Source organism: Azospirillum sp. B2RO_4, from assembly GCF_051124815.1.
Lineage (GTDB): Bacteria > Pseudomonadota > Alphaproteobacteria > Azospirillales > Azospirillaceae > Azospirillum.
Genome location: NZ_CP118488.1, coordinates 84,254 through 99,853, shown reverse-complemented (window position 1 = coordinate 99,853; position 15,600 = coordinate 84,254). Strand labels below are relative to the sequence as shown.

At 67.0% G+C, this 15,600-nt stretch carries 14 protein-coding genes; 11 read left to right on the top strand and 3 right to left on the bottom strand.

Annotated features, from left to right (window positions below; translation table 11 throughout):
* Positions 1 to 13: 13 nt before the first annotated feature.
* Complete coding sequence (locus PWS46_RS21320) at positions 14 to 391, bottom strand: ArsR/SmtB family transcription factor (protein ID WP_434623354.1); 378 nt, start codon at positions 389 to 391, stop codon at positions 14 to 16.
* 145 nt (positions 392 to 536) lie between these two features.
* On the opposite strand from PWS46_RS21320, the gene PWS46_RS21315 reads away from it, so the two are divergent.
* The 10 genes from PWS46_RS21315 to PWS46_RS21270 all read left to right on the top strand — a co-directional run bounded on the left by PWS46_RS21315 (position 537) and on the right by PWS46_RS21270 (position 11,502).
* Positions 537 to 677 (top strand): hypothetical protein, encoded by a 141-nt coding sequence (locus PWS46_RS21315; RefSeq protein WP_169054943.1) that lies wholly within the window; start codon positions 537 to 539, stop codon positions 675 to 677.
* Positions 678 to 740: 63 nt separating this feature from the next.
* Positions 741 to 968, top strand: coding sequence for a sulfurtransferase TusA family protein (locus PWS46_RS21310; protein WP_136703520.1), 228 nt, complete (start codon positions 741 to 743; stop codon positions 966 to 968).
* A gap of 185 nt (positions 969 to 1,153) precedes the next feature.
* Positions 1,154 to 2,083, top strand: coding sequence for a histone deacetylase family protein (locus tag PWS46_RS21305; protein WP_109048709.1), 930 nt, complete (start codon positions 1,154 to 1,156; stop codon positions 2,081 to 2,083).
* Positions 2,084 to 2,258: 175 nt separating this feature from the next.
* Positions 2,259 to 2,552 carry an exodeoxyribonuclease VII small subunit gene (locus PWS46_RS21300; RefSeq protein WP_136703519.1) on the top strand — a complete coding sequence of 98 codons (294 nt, stop codon included), beginning with the start codon at positions 2,259 to 2,261 and terminating at the stop codon, positions 2,550 to 2,552.
* Between the two features lies 1 nt (position 2,553).
* Positions 2,554 to 3,456, top strand: a complete 903-nt coding sequence (locus PWS46_RS21295) for a polyprenyl synthetase family protein (protein ID WP_211103547.1) — start codon at positions 2,554 to 2,556, stop codon at positions 3,454 to 3,456.
* A gap of 24 nt (positions 3,457 to 3,480) precedes the next feature.
* Entirely contained in the window at positions 3,481 to 5,394 is a 1,914-nt protein-coding gene (gene dxs / locus PWS46_RS21290) for a 1-deoxy-D-xylulose-5-phosphate synthase (RefSeq protein ID WP_434623353.1), read from the top strand.
* Positions 5,395 to 5,593: 199 nt separating this feature from the next.
* The gene (locus tag PWS46_RS21285; protein WP_434623352.1) at positions 5,594 to 6,625 is read left to right on the top strand and encodes a sensor histidine kinase; all 1,032 of its coding nucleotides are present in this window, start codon (positions 5,594 to 5,596) and stop codon (positions 6,623 to 6,625) included.
* 106 nt (positions 6,626 to 6,731) lie between these two features.
* Positions 6,732 to 7,514: a TlyA family RNA methyltransferase gene (locus PWS46_RS21280; protein ID WP_434623351.1), complete on the top strand. Its 783-nt coding sequence runs from the start codon at positions 6,732 to 6,734 to the stop codon at positions 7,512 to 7,514.
* A 275-nt stretch (positions 7,515 to 7,789) separates the two neighbouring features.
* A complete protein-coding gene (locus PWS46_RS21275; protein ID WP_434623350.1) occupies positions 7,790 to 9,388 on the top strand; it encodes an ATPase domain-containing protein in 1,599 nt (532 codons plus the stop codon).
* Positions 9,385 to 11,502, top strand: a complete 2,118-nt coding sequence (locus PWS46_RS21270; protein ID WP_434623349.1) for an ATP-binding protein — start codon at positions 9,385 to 9,387, stop codon at positions 11,500 to 11,502. The genes PWS46_RS21275 and PWS46_RS21270 overlap by 4 nt, the downstream gene beginning before the upstream one ends.
* A 71-nt stretch (positions 11,503 to 11,573) precedes the next feature.
* Here PWS46_RS21270 and PWS46_RS21265 read toward each other — a convergent pair whose 3' ends face one another.
* Both PWS46_RS21265 and PWS46_RS21260 read right to left on the bottom strand, forming a co-directional pair.
* Positions 11,574 to 13,073 carry a CoA-acylating methylmalonate-semialdehyde dehydrogenase gene (locus tag PWS46_RS21265; protein ID WP_434623348.1) on the bottom strand — a complete coding sequence of 500 codons (1,500 nt, stop codon included), beginning with the start codon at positions 13,071 to 13,073 and terminating at the stop codon, positions 11,574 to 11,576.
* A 96-nt stretch (positions 13,074 to 13,169) separates the two neighbouring features.
* Positions 13,170 to 14,531, bottom strand: coding sequence for an aspartate aminotransferase family protein (locus PWS46_RS21260; protein WP_434623347.1), 1,362 nt, complete (start codon positions 14,529 to 14,531; stop codon positions 13,170 to 13,172).
* Between the two features lie 137 nt (positions 14,532 to 14,668).
* On the opposite strand from PWS46_RS21260, the gene PWS46_RS21255 reads away from it, so the two are divergent.
* Positions 14,669 to 15,598 carry a LysR family transcriptional regulator gene (locus PWS46_RS21255; RefSeq protein WP_434623345.1) on the top strand — a complete coding sequence of 310 codons (930 nt, stop codon included), beginning with the start codon at positions 14,669 to 14,671 and terminating at the stop codon, positions 15,596 to 15,598.
* Positions 15,599 to 15,600: the final 2 nt, after the last annotated feature.

Sequence of the window (15,600 nt, the reverse complement as noted above, 5' to 3'; positions counted from 1 at the left end):
CGGCGTCGGGCGATCAGCCGGCCGCGGCGGTGCGCAGGTCGGTCTGGTCGGCACCTGAGTCGCTGCTGCGGCCGTCGCTGTCGGCATCCTCAGGCGCGGGCGTGCAATAGAGGCCGTGCAGCGTCGTCATGATCGTCTGCGCCTCGTGCCCGTTCAGCGAGTAGTAGATGTTCTGGGCGCTGCGCCGCGTGCGGACCAGATTGTCGTTGCGCAGCCGGGCCAGATGCTGGGACAGCGCCGACTGGCTGAGTCCGACCAGATCCTCCAACTCGCCCACCGATCGCTCGCCCTGGCTCAAATGGCACAGGATGAGCAGCCTCCGCTCGTTGCACATCGCCTTCAACAGCGCACTTGCCCGGCGGGCGTTGGCCTGCAAATCCTCGATCTTCATCGCTCTACCGTCGCCCTGTCCGTTCCGATTCGTTTTTACGTGTCGTATTGTGCGCGGGCCGTCGTTGCAGAGCCCGGCAAAGAAAAATGCTCGTATCCTAGTATATTCGTATCCGGCGGCTATTGTCCACCTGTGGGAATCCGGCATGGCGACAGCGCCGCTGCTTGGCGCAAGCGACGGCTTGAGCGTCGCCATCATCGTCGGAGCCCGGTTTTTCTCGCACCGCGAAACAGAGCCGCTACAGATATATCAGCTTCCGGTTGTGAGCGATAATCATCCGCAATGACCTGCCCGGCTGCCCCATACCATCCGTCGTGACACCGGCCGGCCGGTCGGGTAGCATTCCGTCATGACCGACCATCCTTTGAATACCAAGGGCTTGCAGTGCCCGCTCCCCGTCCTGCGCGCGCGCAAGGCGATCAAGACCATCGCCGTCGGCGACACCCTGACGGTGGAGGCGACCGATCCCGGCGCCCGCAAGGACTTTCCCGCATTCTGCGAGGCGACCGGCAACCGGCTGCTCTCCGTTGCCGAAGAGGACGGCGTCCTGCGCTTCGTCATCGAACGGGTGGCCTGAACCGGGATTTTTCCGTAACGGCTATACCCCGAACGCAGGGGGCACGGATTGCCCCGGTTCCCGAAAGTGGGCTGTGACGAATCGTCCTGGATTCAGCCTGTACTTTCATTAGCGATGCGGGAAGAATGGTTTTCGGAAACGCTGCAATCGCCGCCCGAAAACCAACGATAACGACCGAAAAATCGATGTTCACCACCCTGTTCACCCACCCGGCGTGCCTGGAGCACGACACGGGTCTCGGTCATCCCGAATGCTCCGACCGCCTGCGCGCCGTGCTCGCCGCGCTGGAGACGGAGGAGTTCCACATGCTGGAACGGCAGGAGGCGCCGCGCGCCACGGTTGAACAGCTTCTGCGGGCGCATCCGCAGTCGCACATCGACCGCGTGCTGTCGCTGATTCCCGACGTGGAGCATGCGGGCGTCGATGCCGATACGGTCGTCTCGCCCGGATCGGGGGAGGCGGCGCTGCGTGCGGCCGGCGCGGTCTGCGCCGCTGTCGACGCGGTGGCGACCGGCCAGTCGCGCAACGCCTTCTGCGCGGTCCGTCCGCCCGGCCACCATGCGGAGCGGGAGAAGGCGATGGGCTTCTGCCTGTTCAACAACGCCGCCGTCGGCGCCTTCCATGCCAGGGCCGCCCATGGGCTGCAGCGGGTGGCGGTGATGGATTTCGACGTCCATCACGGCAACGGCACCCAGGACATCCTGCAGTTCGACCCCGACATGCTCTATTGCTCCACCCACCAGTCGCCGCTCTATCCCGGCACCGGCGACGCGGGGGAGAAGGGCGAGTACGGCAACTGCGTCAACGCGCCGCTGCCGGCCATGGCCGGATCGCCGGAATTCCGCCACGCGATGACGCACGTGATCCTGCCGGCCATCGACCATTTCAAGCCGGACCTGCTGATCATCTCCGCCGGGTTCGACGCCCATTCGCGCGATCCGCTCGCCGGCCTGCACCTGATCGACGACGATTTCGTCTGGGCCACCCGCAAGCTGGGCGAACTGGCCCGCACCCATTGCGGCGCAAGGATCGTCTCGGTGCTGGAAGGTGGCTACAACCTTCGGGCATTGGCGTCGGCAAGCGCGGCCCATGTGCGTGAACTGATGTACTGCTGACCAGGACTTTCCCCGTGCGGCCGCGGCCCCCTTCTCCCGAAAGGGGGAGGGGCTGCCCGAACGCATAGGCCGCACAGTCGCGGCACATAGTCCGCAAGGGCCGGGGTACGGGAGTGCCTCGGGTCTTGCGCCGGACGAGGGCGGGGCATACCTTCGCGGGCTTGAGGTTCCATCGATGGTTCTGCCCGACATGCCCCCTTCCGCCGCTTCCCTTCCGAATCCTGGCGTTCCCATTCCGCCCGACATCGCCGCCCTCAGTTTCGAGGATGCGCTCGCCGAACTGGAGCGGATCGTCCGCCAACTCGAGGAAGGGCGCGGCAAGCTCGACGAAGCCATTTCCTCCTACGAACGCGGCACGGCGCTAAAGCGCCATTGCGAGATGAAGCTGCGCGAGGCGCAGGCCAAGATCGACCGCATCACCGTAAGCGCCGACGGCTCCCTCGGCACAGAACCCGCCCGGATCGACTGACGTGCAGACCATTTCCCAGACCGAATTGAAATCCGCCATGGCGGAGATCGCGCAGGCCGTCGAGATGAAGATCGGCGCCCTGCTGCCGACCACCGACCTGGCGGAGGCTCGGGTGTTCGACGCCATGCGCTATGGCTGCCTGAACGGCGGCAAGCGGCTGCGGCCCTTCCTGGTGATGCAGTCGGCGGCGCTGTTCGGCGTCAGCGCGGACTGCGCCATCCGTGCCGCCGCGGCGGTTGAGATGGTCCACAGCTATTCTCTGGTCCACGACGACCTGCCGGCGATGGACGACGGCGAGCTTCGGCGCGGCCGGCCGACCTGCCACCGCCAGTTCGACGAGGCGACCGCCATCCTGGCCGGCGACGGATTGCTGACGCTGGCCTTCGAGGTGCTGGCCGACCCGGCGACTCACGAGGATCCCAACATCCGCTGCCAGCTGGTGTCGGCGCTGGCCAAGGCGGCCGGCGGCCACGGCATGGTCGGCGGCCAGATGCTGGACCTGATCGCCGAGCATGAGAGCTTCGATCTCGGCACCACCACCCGGCTGCAGCGGATGAAGACCGGCGAGATGATTGCCTTCTCCTGCGAGGCCGGCGGCATCCTTGGCAAGGCCAACCCGCCGCAGCGCACGGCGCTGCGCGCCTATGCCCACGATCTGGGGCTGGCTTTCCAGATCGTCGACGATCTGCTGGACGTGGAAGGCACGGCGGAAGAGACCGGAAAGACCGTCGGCCGCGACGCCCAGGCCGGGAAGGCGACCTTCGTGTCGATCCTCGGCCGCGACCGTGCCCGTGCCCAGGCGGAAATGCTGTCGCACCAGGCATCACAGCACTTGGACATTTTCGATGGGCGTGCCGATATGTTGAAGGCCGTCGCCGACTTTGTCGTCGCGCGCCGCGCCTGACCAGAGCTTGAGGACCATCACGACGTGACCGCCACCAAGACCCCGCTGCTCGACCTTTGTCCGACGCCAGCCAAGCTGCGGGCCCTCAAGCCCGAACAGCTCCGCCAGTTCGCAGACGAGTTGCGCACCGAGACGGTGGACGCCGTCTCGGTGACCGGCGGCCATCTCGGTGCCGGGTTGGGGGTGGTGGAGTTGACGACGGCGCTGCATTACGTCTTCGACACGCCTTATGACCGGCTGATCTGGGACGTCGGGCACCAGTGCTATCCGCACAAGATCCTGACCGGGCGCCGCGACCGCATCCGCACGCTGCGCATGGGCGGGGGCTTGAGCGGTTTCACCAAGCGGTCGGAGAGCGAATACGACCCCTTCGGCGCCGGCCACAGCTCCACCTCCATCTCCGCCGGTCTCGGCATGGCGGTCGCCAGCAAGATGAAGGGGGAACGGCGCAACGTCATCGCCGTGATCGGCGACGGCGCCATGAGCGCCGGCATGGCGTATGAGGCGATGAACAACGCGGCCTCCACCAAGTCGCGGCTGATCGTCATCCTCAACGACAACGACATGTCTATCGCCCCGCCGGTCGGCGCGATGAGCGCCTATCTGTCGCGGCTGATCTCGTCCAAGCCGTACCTGTCGCTGCGCCATCTGGCCAAGGAGATTGCCGACCAGTTGCCGCGCCCGCTGCGCAACGCCGCCCGCCGGGCGGAGGAATATGCCCGCGGCATGGTCACCGGCGGCACCCTGTTCGAGGAGATGGGCTTCTACTACATCGGCCCGATCGATGGTCACAACCTGGACCATTTGCTGCCGGTGCTGCAGAATGTCCGCGACGCCGACGACGACAAGCCGGTGCTGATCCATGTCGTCACCAAGAAGGGCAAGGGCTATGGCCCGGCGGAGGAGTCGGCCGACAAGCTGCACGCCGTCGCCAAGTTCGACGTGGTGACCGGCACCCAGTCCAAGCCGAAATCCAACGCCCCGACCTACACCCGCGTCTTCGCCCAGAGCCTGATCGCCGAGGCGGCGGCCGACCCGACCATCGTCGGCATCACCGCCGCCATGCCGTCCGGTACCGGTCTGGACCTGTTCGGCGAACGCTTCCCCGACCGCTGCTTCGACGTCGGCATCGCCGAGCAGCATGCGGTGACCTTCGCCGCCGGCATGGCGACGGAGGGGTTCAAGCCCTTCTGCGCGATCTATTCGACTTTCCTGCAGCGCGCCTACGATCAGGTCATCCATGACGTGGTGCTGCAGCATCTGCCGGTGCGCTTCGCGCTGGACCGTGCCGGACTGGTTGGCGCGGACGGGGCGACCCATGCAGGGTCCTTCGACACCGCCTATCTCGGCTGCCTGCCCGACATCGTCCTGATGGCGGCGGCCGACGAGCTTGAACTGATGCACATGGTGGCGACCCAGGCCGCCATCGACGACCGTGCTTCGGCCCTGCGCTACCCGCGCGGCGAAGGCGTGGGGCTGGAACTGCCGGAACGCGGCAGTCTGCTGCCGATCGGCAAGGGCCGCATTCTGCAGGAAGGCACCAAGATCGCCATCCTCAGCTACGGTACGCGCCTGGGCGAGGCCCGGCGCGCGGCGGCGGAGCTGGCGGCGCGCGGCCTGTCGACCACCCTGGCCGACGCCCGCTTCGCCAAGCCGCTGGACGAGGATCTGGTCCGCCGCCTCGCGCTGGAACATGAGGTGCTGATCACCATCGAGGAGGGATCGGTCGGCGGGTTCGGCAGCTTCGTGCTGCAATTCCTGGCAACGGCCGGGCTGCTCGACGGTGGACTGAAGATCCGGCCGATGGTCCTGCCGGATCTCTATCTCGATCATGACTCGCCGGCCAAGCAGTATGAAACCGCCGGCCTGACTGCCCAGCAGATCGTCCGCACCGCGCTGCAGGCGCTGGGAATCGAGAGCGCTGCGGCGCGGGCCTGACCGCTCTTTCCTTCACCCATTCGCCGAGGCCATCCAAACGGCGTAATGCCATTTGTCTAGCGGCTTTTCGGGTTGTTGGACTGGTGTGGAGCGCGAGCGACGCCTTACACTTGCCAAGCTGGAATGGTAGCCCCCCGGCAACGGGGGGAAGAGCCGACGGCAACGGACGGCTACGAGGTCAGGGGCGATGGCGCACATCATGGCGGTCACGGCATACCGCAACGCGGAGTTCGGCACCGATCCGGGAGCGGATCGGGCTGCCGGTGCCGACGTTGCGGCCGGCAGCGTCGGTATCGACGATCCGGCGATGTTGCGCAGCCTGCTGGATCAGACGCCGACACCCACCGCCCTGGTGGAGGGGGAGGGCGACCGCTGCGCCTTCGCCAACGCCGCCTTCCGGGCGCTGGGCGCGGTCGCGGGCACCAACCTGACGGAGCGTTTTCCGGCCCTGTCGCTGTCCATGCTGATCGAGGCGCGGCGGACCGGCCAGCCGCAGCGCAACCGGGCCGCCGGCGACCGCAACACAGATGGCGAGCGGTTCTGGGATTTGCGGGTCACTCCGCTGCTGGGGGTCAACGGCGTCGTCCGCGCCCTGATCGTCACCGCCGAGGAAACCCCGGAATCGGTGGCCGAACATGACCGGCGGCTGCGCGACGTCAGCCACCGATTGAAGAACACGCTGCAGCTGGTCTCCAGCCTGCTGACCCTGCAGACCCTGTCGAGCAAGGATCCCGAGGTCCGCCGCGCCCTGCAGAGCGCCGGCGGCCGGGTCGGCATCGTTACCCAGGCCCACCAGCGCACCCATGGCGCCCTACGCGCCGGCACCGTCGACATGGCGCTCCATCTGCGCGAATTGTGCCAGGAGCTTGAGGCGACTCTGCCCGGCGCCCACCGTGTCAAGGTCACGGCCGAGACGACCGAGATGCCGATGGAGTCGGTCATTCCCTTCAGCCTGATCGTAAGCGAACTGGTCGGCAACGCGGCGCGGCACGCCTTTCCCGCCGGAGTGCCCGGCGATATCGACGTGCGGCTCGGCCGCGGCGACGGCGGTCGCATCCATCTGGAGGTCGTCGACCGCGGCATCGGCCTGCCGCAGGGCCTGGACGTCGCCCGTGCGTCGACGCTGGGGCTGAAGGTGGTACGCGCCTTCGTCGGCCAGCTGCGCGGCCGGCTGACGGCGGACAGCAGCCCCTACGGCACCCGCGTGTCGGTGGATTTCCCGCCGGCCTGACTCTTTTGCCCTGACGTCTGGCCTGCTGCCGCCTGGATCCGGGGCTTGCCCTTCCGGCGGTTCCGCGTCAGGAATGCGCCGTCACGAGCGAGCGAAGGGCGACGGCATGGCACGGGTGAGGGTTGACGTGGCGCTGGTGGAGCGCGGGCTGGCGGAAAGCCGTGCCAAAGCGCAGGCGCTGATCCTGGCCGGGCTGGTCTATTCCGAGACGAAGCGCATCGACAAGGCCGGCGATCTGATCGCGGCGGAGGCTCCGCTGGCGGTCAAGGGGCAGGATCACCCCTGGGTGTCGCGCGGCGGGCTGAAGCTGGTGAAGGGGCTGGACGTCTTCGCCATCGACCCGACCGGGCTGACCGCAGTCGATGTCGGCGCCTCCACCGGCGGATTCACCGACGTGCTGCTGACCCGCGGGGCCGCCAAGGTCTATGCCGTCGATGTCGGCCATGGCCAGCTGGCGTGGAAACTGCGCACCGACCCGCGCGTGGTGGTTCTGGAGAAGACCAACGCCCGCCATCTGACCACGGCCGAGATCCCGGATCCGGTCGACCTCGTGGTGTGCGACGCCAGCTTCATCGGGCTGGAGATCGTGCTGCCGGCGGCGCTGGCCCTCGTGGTGCCGGGCGGGCGGCTGGTCGCCCTCATCAAGCCGCAATTCGAGGTCGGCAAGGGCCGCGTCGGCAAGGGCGGGGTGGTGCGCGAACCCGAACTGCACGGGGAAGTCTGCGACCGCATCCGCGCGTGGCTGGATGCCCTGCCGGGCTGGCGCGTGCTGGACATCACCGAAAGCCCGATCACCGGACCGGAAGGGAACAAGGAATTCCTGATCGGCGCGGTGAAGGATCGCTCTTTGGATTGCAAGGCCGACGGCGATCTCACTCGACCGGACTGAACGGAACCGCGTGCGAAGAGCGCAATCGATAGTTCTACGCCGGAAGGTCGATGAGGATAGCCCGGGCTGCGTCCCGATGGGCAATGCGTTAGACTTGAAGGACCGAATTAACGGTCGGGATCGATGAGTACAGATTTATCTTCGTCCATTGATCCTCCACCTCAGCCCGGGGGCCATGCTTGCAGGCACGGTCGCCGTCAAGGCAGAGATGGTTGCCCGGCTGGCCCCACTCTGTGGCATTCCCGCCCGCTTGCAGCCCGACTTTCAATCGACGCATGACCTATGGCATGCGTGGCGTGCCGTTGCCGACACTCTGGACAGCGCTTTCACGCAAGCGCTGTCCGACACCCTCACGACGGAAATCCAAGCCCGCCATGGCCGCATCCTCAGAAAAGTCGTACAAGGCGCGAACCGGCGTTACCGGGCTCGACGACATTCTCGCCGGCGGCCTTGCCCGCGACCGTGTCTTCCTTCTCGAGGGCAGCCCCGGCACCGGCAAGACCACCATTGCCCTGCAGTTCCTGCTCGACGGCGCGGCGGCCGGTGAAGCCGGGCTCTACATCACCCTGTCGGAAACCGAGGGCGAACTGCGCAATGCTGCAGCCGAACATGGCTGGACTCTCGGTGATGAGATCACGGTGTTCGAGCTGGTTCCGCCGGAGAGCCTGCTCGACGAAGCGCACCAGCAGAGTCTGCTTTACTCCTCCGATCTCGAACTCGGCGAGACGACCAAGCTGATGTTCGAGGCGATCGGACGCTGCAAGCCGATGCGGATCGTCCTCGACAGCCTGTCGGAAATCCGGTTGTTGGCCCAGAGTTCATTGCGATACCGGCGCCAGATCCTTTCCCTCAAGCATTATTTCGCCCGGCACGGCGCCACCGTGCTGTTGCTCGACGACCTGACCACCGACACCATGGACAAGACGGTCCACAGCATCGCTCATGGCGTTATCCGTCTGGAGATGCTGACACCGGCCTACGGCGCGGAGAGGCGGCGCTTGCGGGTGCTCAAGTACCGTGGGCAAGCCTATCGCGGCGGCTATCACGACTGCACGATCACCACCGGCGGTTTCCAGGTGTTCCCCCGGCTGATCGCCGCCGAGCATCGAACCGGGTTCGTCGGAGAGCGGCTGGCCAGCGGCATCGCCGAACTCGACACTCTGCTGGGCGGCGGCATGGAGCGCGGATCGAGCGCCCTGATCATCGGTCCGGCGGGTACCGGAAAGTCGCTGCTGGCGCTTCAGTTCATGGTGGCCGCCGTCGCGCGGGGGGAGCGGGCCGCGCTGTTCGTGTTCGACGAGGAGCTTGGCCTGCTGTTCGCCCGGACCAGGGCGATGGGCTTCGACCTTGAAGCCATGCGGGATCGCGGCAGCCTGATCATCGAGCAGGTGGATGCGGCGGAATTGGCGCCCGGCGAGTTCACCTATCGGGTCCGCGCCTGCGTCGACAACCACCAGATCCGCACCGTGGTGATCGACAGCCTCAACGGCTATCAGGCGGCGATGCCGGAAGAGCAGCTTCTGGTCCTGCATCTTCACGAATTGCTGCTGTACCTGAACCGGCAGGGCGTGACGACCTTCCTCACCATTGCGCAGCATGGTCTGATCGGCGACATGCAGTCCCCGGTCGATGTCACCTATCTCGCCGACACCGTCGTACTGCTGCGCTATTTCGAGGCGCTGGGCCGTGTCCGGCGGGCGATTTCGGTGATCAAGAAGCGCGCCGGTCCGCACGAGGACACCATCCGCGAATACCGGATCACCGGCAGCGGCATCAGCATGGGGCCACCTCTGGACGAGTTTCAGGGAGTTCTGCGTGGCGTGCCGGTCTATATCGGCCAGGGAGGACCCTTGCTGCAGGATGATCCGGCTTGAACGAGGCGGCCACCACGGAACGCGCGCTGATCCTGGCGCCGCACGGACGGGATGCCACCGTCGCCTCCGCTCTGCTGGGCGAGGTCGGGATCGCTGCGCACGCCTGTCCCGACCTGCCGTCGCTTTGCATGGCGCTGGAGGACGGGGCCGGACTGCTGATCCTGGCGGAGGAGGCGGTGCGCACCGCCGATCTCCAGGGGCTTGTCGCCTGGATCGGCGCGCAGCCGCCATGGTCGGACCTTCCCGTCATCCTGCTTACCCTGCGGGGAGATGGTGCCGAGCGCACGCCGGAGGCGGCGCGCCTGACCGAACTGCTGGGCAACGTCACCTTCGTCGAACGGCCCTTCCACCCGACCACCCTGGTCAGCGTCGTCCGGACCTGTCTGCGCGGCCGGCGCCGGCAATATGAGGCGAGGGCGAGGCTGGTGGAGCGCGAGCGTCTGCTGGCGGACCTCGCCGACGAACGGGCACGCTTCGAAACGCTGGTGGAACATCTGCCGGTGGGGGTCAACTTGATGGACCGGAACGGCCGGACCATTCTGTCCAATCCGGCATTCCGGCGCTTTCTTCCGGACCGCGTCATCCCGTCCCAGCGGCCTGACGGCGAGGAGAGCTGGATCAGTTATGATGCGCAGGGCCGTCGTCTGTCACGAGACCGCTTTCCCGGCGCCTGCGCCCTGCGCGGCGAAACCGTCAGCGGCATGGAATTCATTTATCGTTCCCCCGGCGAACAGCCGGTCTGGACCCGTGTCAGCGGCCTGCCTGTGCGGGACTCCACCGGGAAGGCGGCCGGAGCGCTCTCCGTCATCGTCGACATCAGCGATCAGAAGGCGGCACAGGAGGCGTTGCAGCGCCTGACCGGGACGCTGGAATCCAAGGTGCAGGAACGCACCCGCGAACTGGCGGCCACGCTCGACCAGCTGCGCGACGAGATCCGCGACCGCGAACGCGCCGAGGAGCAGCTGCGCCAGACTCAGAAGCTGGAGACCCTGGGTCAGCTTACCGGCGGCGTCGCGCATGATTTCAACAATCTGCTGATGGCGGTTCTCGGCAATCTGGAGCTGCTGCGCAAACGCCTTCCTGCCGACCCGACGACGGAGCGCCTTTTCGATGGCGCTATGCAGGGAGCCCGACGCGGAGCCACGCTGACCCAAAGGCTTCTGGCTTTCGCCCGTCGACAGGATTTGCAGCCGCAGGCGGTGGACCTCGCCGGGCTGCTCGACGGCATGAAAACGCTTCTGGAGCGCTCGGTCGGCCCGCGCGTCGTCATCCGCATTGACGCACGCCCTGCGACGGCGCCGGCGCTGATCGATCCCAACCAGCTTGAGCTGGCTATTCTAAATCTCGCCGTGAATGCCCGCGACGCCATGCCCGACGGCGGCACCTTCACCGTGACGGTTGCCGAAGCGCCGGTACCCGTCGCTTCCGGGCTGCCGCCCGGTTCCTACCCGTATGTAAGCGTGCGGGACAGCGGCACAGGCATGGACGAGGGAACGCTTGCGCGGGCGATCGAGCCGTTCTTCTCGACCAAGGGCATTGGCAAAGGCACCGGGCTGGGGTTGTCGATGGTCCATGGCCTTGCGGTACAGTCCGGCGGCGCGTTCCGGCTGTCGAGCGTTCCGGGTCAGGGAACGCTCGTGGAGCTGTGGCTGCCGAAGGCGACAACGCCGGCACAGGCGGCCGAGTTGCCGCCGGCCCCGGCGGCGGAGGTGTCTCCTGCCGTGGTGCTGGTGGTCGACGATGACGCGCTGATCGCCATGAGCACCGTCGATATGCTGGCCGACCTCGGGCACACGGTCATCGAGGCAGGTTCAGGAGGCGAAGCGCTGGAACTTCTGCGCAGCGGGCAGGCGGTCGACCTGCTGCTGACCGACTATGCGATGCCCGGCATGACCGGCGTCGAGCTTGCCAAGGCTGCGCGTGCGATGGCTCCGGACCTGCCGGTGCTGCTGGCGACGGGATACGCCGATCTGCCGGAGGGTGTCGTCGCCGACCTGCCGCGGCTTGCCAAGCCGTACACGCAGAACCAGCTCGCCGTCGCGACGGGCAAGCTGCTGGCCGAGATCGCAAGGACGCCGGCGGATGCCAAGCGGAACGATGGTCTCCACCGTTAGGAAAGCCACGCGCAAGAGTATGCCGACGCCGGTGCCTTCCTCGGCACCGGCGTCATGACCGAGCGTGCTCTTTACTTCATGGACGGGAAGGCGAACTGGGCGCCTTCGCGGATCCCGCCGGTCGGCCAGCGCTGGGTGATGGTCTTGCGCCGGGTGTAGAAGCGCACACCGTCCGGGCCATAGGCCGACAGATCGCCGAACAGCGACCGCTTCCAGCCGCCGAAGCTGTGATAGGCGACCGGCACCGGCAGCGGCACATTGATGCCGACCATGCCGACCTTGATCATGTCGCTGAAATAGCGGGCCGCCTCGCCGTCGCGGGTGAACAGGCAGGTGCCGTTGCCGTATTCGTGCGCGTCGATCAGGTCCATGCCCTCCTGCATCGTCTTGACCCGGACGAGGCAGAGGACCGGGCCGAAGATCTCCTCCCGGTAGATGGTCATCTCCGGGGTGACGCGGTCGAACAGGCAACCGCCCAGGAAGTTGCCGTTCTCATGCCCCGGCACCACCAGTCCGCGGCCGTCGACCACCAGATCGGCGCCCTCGGCGACGCCCTGGTCGACATAAGCCTTCACCTTCTCGTAATGCGCGCGGGTGACCAGCGGTCCCATCTCGCAGCCGGCCGAGGTGCCGGCGCCGACCTTCAGGTCGCGCAGCGCCACCGACAGCTTGTCCTTCAGCCGGTCGGCCACCTCGTCGCCCACCGCCACCACGACGGAGATCGCCATGCAGCGCTCGCCGCAGGAGCCGTAAGCCGCCCCCATCAGCGCATTGACGGCATTATCCAGATCGGCATCCGGCATGACGATGGCGTGGTTCTTGGCGCCGCCCAGCGCCTGCACCCGCTTTCCATGGGCGCTGGCGGTCGAATAGACATATTCGGCAATCGGGGTCGATCCGACGAAGCTGACGCCCTGCACCCGCGGGTCGGTCAGCAGCGTGTCCACCGCCTCCTTGTCGCCGTTGACGACGTTCAGCACGCCCGGCGGCAGGCCGGCTTCCAACGCCAGCTGGGCGATGTAGAGGGCGGAGCTTGGGTCGCGCTCCGACGGCTTCAGGACGAAGGTGTTCCCGCAGGCGATGGCGATCGGGTACATCCACAGCGGGACCATCGCCGGAAAATTGAACGGCGTGATGCCGGCGACGACACCCAGCGGCTGGAACTCCGACCAGCTGTCGATTGCCGGCCCGACATTCTTGGAGAACTCGCCCTTCAGCAGTTCGGGCACGCCGCAGGCATATTCGACATTCTCGATGCCGCGGGTCAGCTCGCCGAAGGCGTCGTCCAGAACCTTGCCGTGTTCCGCCGTGATGAGGGCGCAGATGCGCTCGGCATTCTCCTCCAGCAACTGCTTGAAGCGGAACATGACGCGGGCGCGCTTGGCCGGCGGCGTGGCGCGCCAGGCCGGGAAAGCGGCCTCGGCGGCGGCGATGGCCTCTTCCACCGTGTCACGCGACGCCAGGGCGACCTGTCCGGCCACGTCGCCGGTGGCGGGATTGACGATGTCGGCGGTGCGGGTGCCGGCGGGCGCGTCGGTCTTGCCGCCGATCAGGTGGGCAACGATGGTCATGGGGCGTGTCCTGGGGGGTGTTCGTTGTGCAAGGTCTTTGCTCCACCCTTCTCCCGGCGCGGGAGGGAAGGGTGGAGCAATGCGCTGCCGGCGCCCTTACGCCGTCGCCTGGATGGCGTCGGCGACGACGTCGAATAGGCGGTCAAGGTCGGCCGGCTCGCTGTAGAAATGCGGGCCGAACTGCAGCGTGTCGCCGCCGAAGCGCACGTAATAGCCGGCCTTCCAGCACTTCTCGCCGATCTCGTAGGGCCGTCGGGCTGGCTCGCCCGGCAGCGGCGCGATGGTGACGGCACCGGTCAGGCCGTAGTTGCGGATGTCGGCGACGTTCTTCAGCCCCTTCAGCCCATGGATCAGGGTTTCGAAGTGCGGCGCCAGCGCCGCGGCCTTTTCCCACAGCTTCTCCCGCTCGAAGATGTCGAGCGCGGCCAGACCGGCAGCGCAGGCGACCGGATGGGCGGAATAGGTGTAGCCGTGCGGGAACTCCACCATGTACTCCGGCCCGCCATTGTCCATGAAGGCCCGGTAGATGTCGTGCTTCGCCACCACGGCGCCCATCGGGACGGCGCCGTTGGTCAGGCCCTTGGCGACGTTCATGATGTCCGGGACCACGCCGAAGGCGTCGGCGCCGAAGGGCGCGCCCATGCGGCCGAAGCCGGTGATGACCTCGTCGAAGATCAGCAGGATGGAGTGCTTGTCGCAGATCTCGCGCAGCCGCTGCAGGTAACCCTTGGGCGGCGGCAGCACGCCGGCCGAGCCGGCCAGCGGCTCGACGATCACGGCGGCGATGTTGGAGGCGTCGTGCAGCGCCACCAGTTCCTCCAGCGCGTCGGCCAGGAAGGCGCCTTCCTCCGGCATGCCCTTCACGAACAGGTTCTGCGGCAGCAGGGTGTGGGGCAGATGGTCGGCGTCGACGCCGGTGCCGAACAGCTTGCGGTTGCCGCCGATGCCGCCCAGGCTGGTGCCGCCGAAATTGACGCCGTGATAGCCCTTGGACCGGCCGATCAGCTTGGTCTTGGTTGGCTGCCCCTTCATCCGCCAATAGGCCCGCGCCATCTTCAGCGAGGTGTCGGCCGCTTCGGACCCCGAACCGACGAAGAAGACATGGTCGAGGCCGGCCGGGGTCATCGACGCCAGCTTGTGCGCCAGCTTGAACGCGGCCGGATGGCCGTGCTGGAAGGCGGGGCTGTAATCCAGCTCCGCGATCTGGCGGGCGACCGCTTCCGAGATTTCGCGGCGGCAGTGGCCGGCGCCGCTGCACCACAGACCGGACAGGCTGTCGTAGATCTTGCGCCCCTCGGCATCCCAGTACCAGGTCCCCTCCGCCTTCACGATCATGCGGGGGTTGTTCTTGAACTGACGGTTGCCGCTGAACGGCATCCAATGGGCGTCAAGCTCCTCGCGCGTCAGTCCAGCAGCCTTGCTGAGCGACTGCGCATGATCGTTGTCCAGGGGGGCCATCCGCTGTTCTCCCGCTTTCGTTGGGGCACTGTGGTGGAAGAGTGTGCGCGGTTGGCGGTTGCGATTAAATCCAAACTATAAGAACTTCACATAACCGTACGCTTAACTATTGTCCCCCAGCCGTTCATGGTGCCAGCATGAGCAAACCCACCAGGGCCATGGCCCCGATCGGCGATGCCGACATCCGGCTGCTGCGCGTGTTCCGGACGGTGGTGGAATGCGGCGGCTTTTCCGCCGCGGAGGTGGAACTGAACATCAGCCGGGCGGCGATCAGCCAGCACATGGCGGACCTTGAGCGGCGGCTGGGCCTCACGCTCTGCCGGCGCGGGCGGGCCGGCTTCAGGCTGACGGATGAAGGGCATCTGGCCTATGAGGCAACCCTGCGCCTGCTGGCCAGCACGGAGAGCTTCCGCAGCGAGATCAACACCCTGCATGGACGCCTGCGCGGCGAGTTGAACATCGGGATCACCGACAACCTCGTCACCATGCCGCAGATGCGGGTGACGCACGCCCTGCGCGGCCTGAAGCGGCTGGCGCCGGAGGTCCGCGTCAACATCCGCATGATTCCCCCCAACGAGATCGAGCGGGGCGTGCTGGACGGGCAGTTGCACGTCGGCGTCGTCCCGGTCCGTCGCGGCCTTCCGGGGCTGGCAGGGCTTCCGCTCTATCAGGAAGAATCTCTGCTCTATTGCGGCGACGGCCATCCGCTGTTCGACCGTCCCGAGGGAGCGGTGACGCGCGGGGCGGTGGAGGCGGCCGACGCCGTGGCGCCGACCCAGGCGCAGCTTCCGCACGAACTGAACAACACCGCGACGGCCACCGACCGCGAAGGGGTGGCGTTCCTGATCCTCACCGGCTGCTATGTCGGCTTTCTGCCCACCCATTATGCCCGGCAATGGGTGGAGCGCGGCATGATGCGGGCGCTGCTGCCCGACACCTTCCATCATGCCCTGGAGTTCCAGGTGGTGACGAAGAAGGGCGCCCAGCCGAATCTGGTGCTGGAGCGATTCCTGGACGTCTTGCGTGGGAGCGGCGCGGGCGTGGATGCCGAATTGCCGCTCCCCTGAGA

Coding starts and splice junctions, on each gene's coding strand:
- PWS46_RS21285 (WP_434623352.1), top strand. CDS start 5,594: ATGGCGGTCACGGCATACCGCAACGCGGAGTTCGGCACCGATCCGGGA.
- PWS46_RS21255 (WP_434623345.1), top strand. CDS start 14,669: ATGAGCAAACCCACCAGGGCCATGGCCCCGATCGGCGATGCCGACATC.
- PWS46_RS21305 (WP_109048709.1), top strand. CDS start 1,154: ATGTTCACCACCCTGTTCACCCACCCGGCGTGCCTGGAGCACGACACG.
- PWS46_RS21310 (WP_136703520.1), top strand. CDS start 741: ATGACCGACCATCCTTTGAATACCAAGGGCTTGCAGTGCCCGCTCCCC.
- PWS46_RS21260 (WP_434623347.1), bottom strand. CDS start 14,531: ATGGCCCCCCTGGACAACGATCATGCGCAGTCGCTCAGCAAGGCTGCT.
- PWS46_RS21315 (WP_169054943.1), top strand. CDS start 537: ATGGCGACAGCGCCGCTGCTTGGCGCAAGCGACGGCTTGAGCGTCGCC.
- PWS46_RS21265 (WP_434623348.1), bottom strand. CDS start 13,073: ATGACCATCGTTGCCCACCTGATCGGCGGCAAGACCGACGCGCCCGCC.
- PWS46_RS21300 (WP_136703519.1), top strand. CDS start 2,259: ATGGTTCTGCCCGACATGCCCCCTTCCGCCGCTTCCCTTCCGAATCCT.
- PWS46_RS21275 (WP_434623350.1), top strand. CDS start 7,790: ATGACCTATGGCATGCGTGGCGTGCCGTTGCCGACACTCTGGACAGCG.
- PWS46_RS21280 (WP_434623351.1), top strand. CDS start 6,732: ATGGCACGGGTGAGGGTTGACGTGGCGCTGGTGGAGCGCGGGCTGGCG.
- PWS46_RS21320 (WP_434623354.1), bottom strand. CDS start 391: ATGAAGATCGAGGATTTGCAGGCCAACGCCCGCCGGGCAAGTGCGCTG.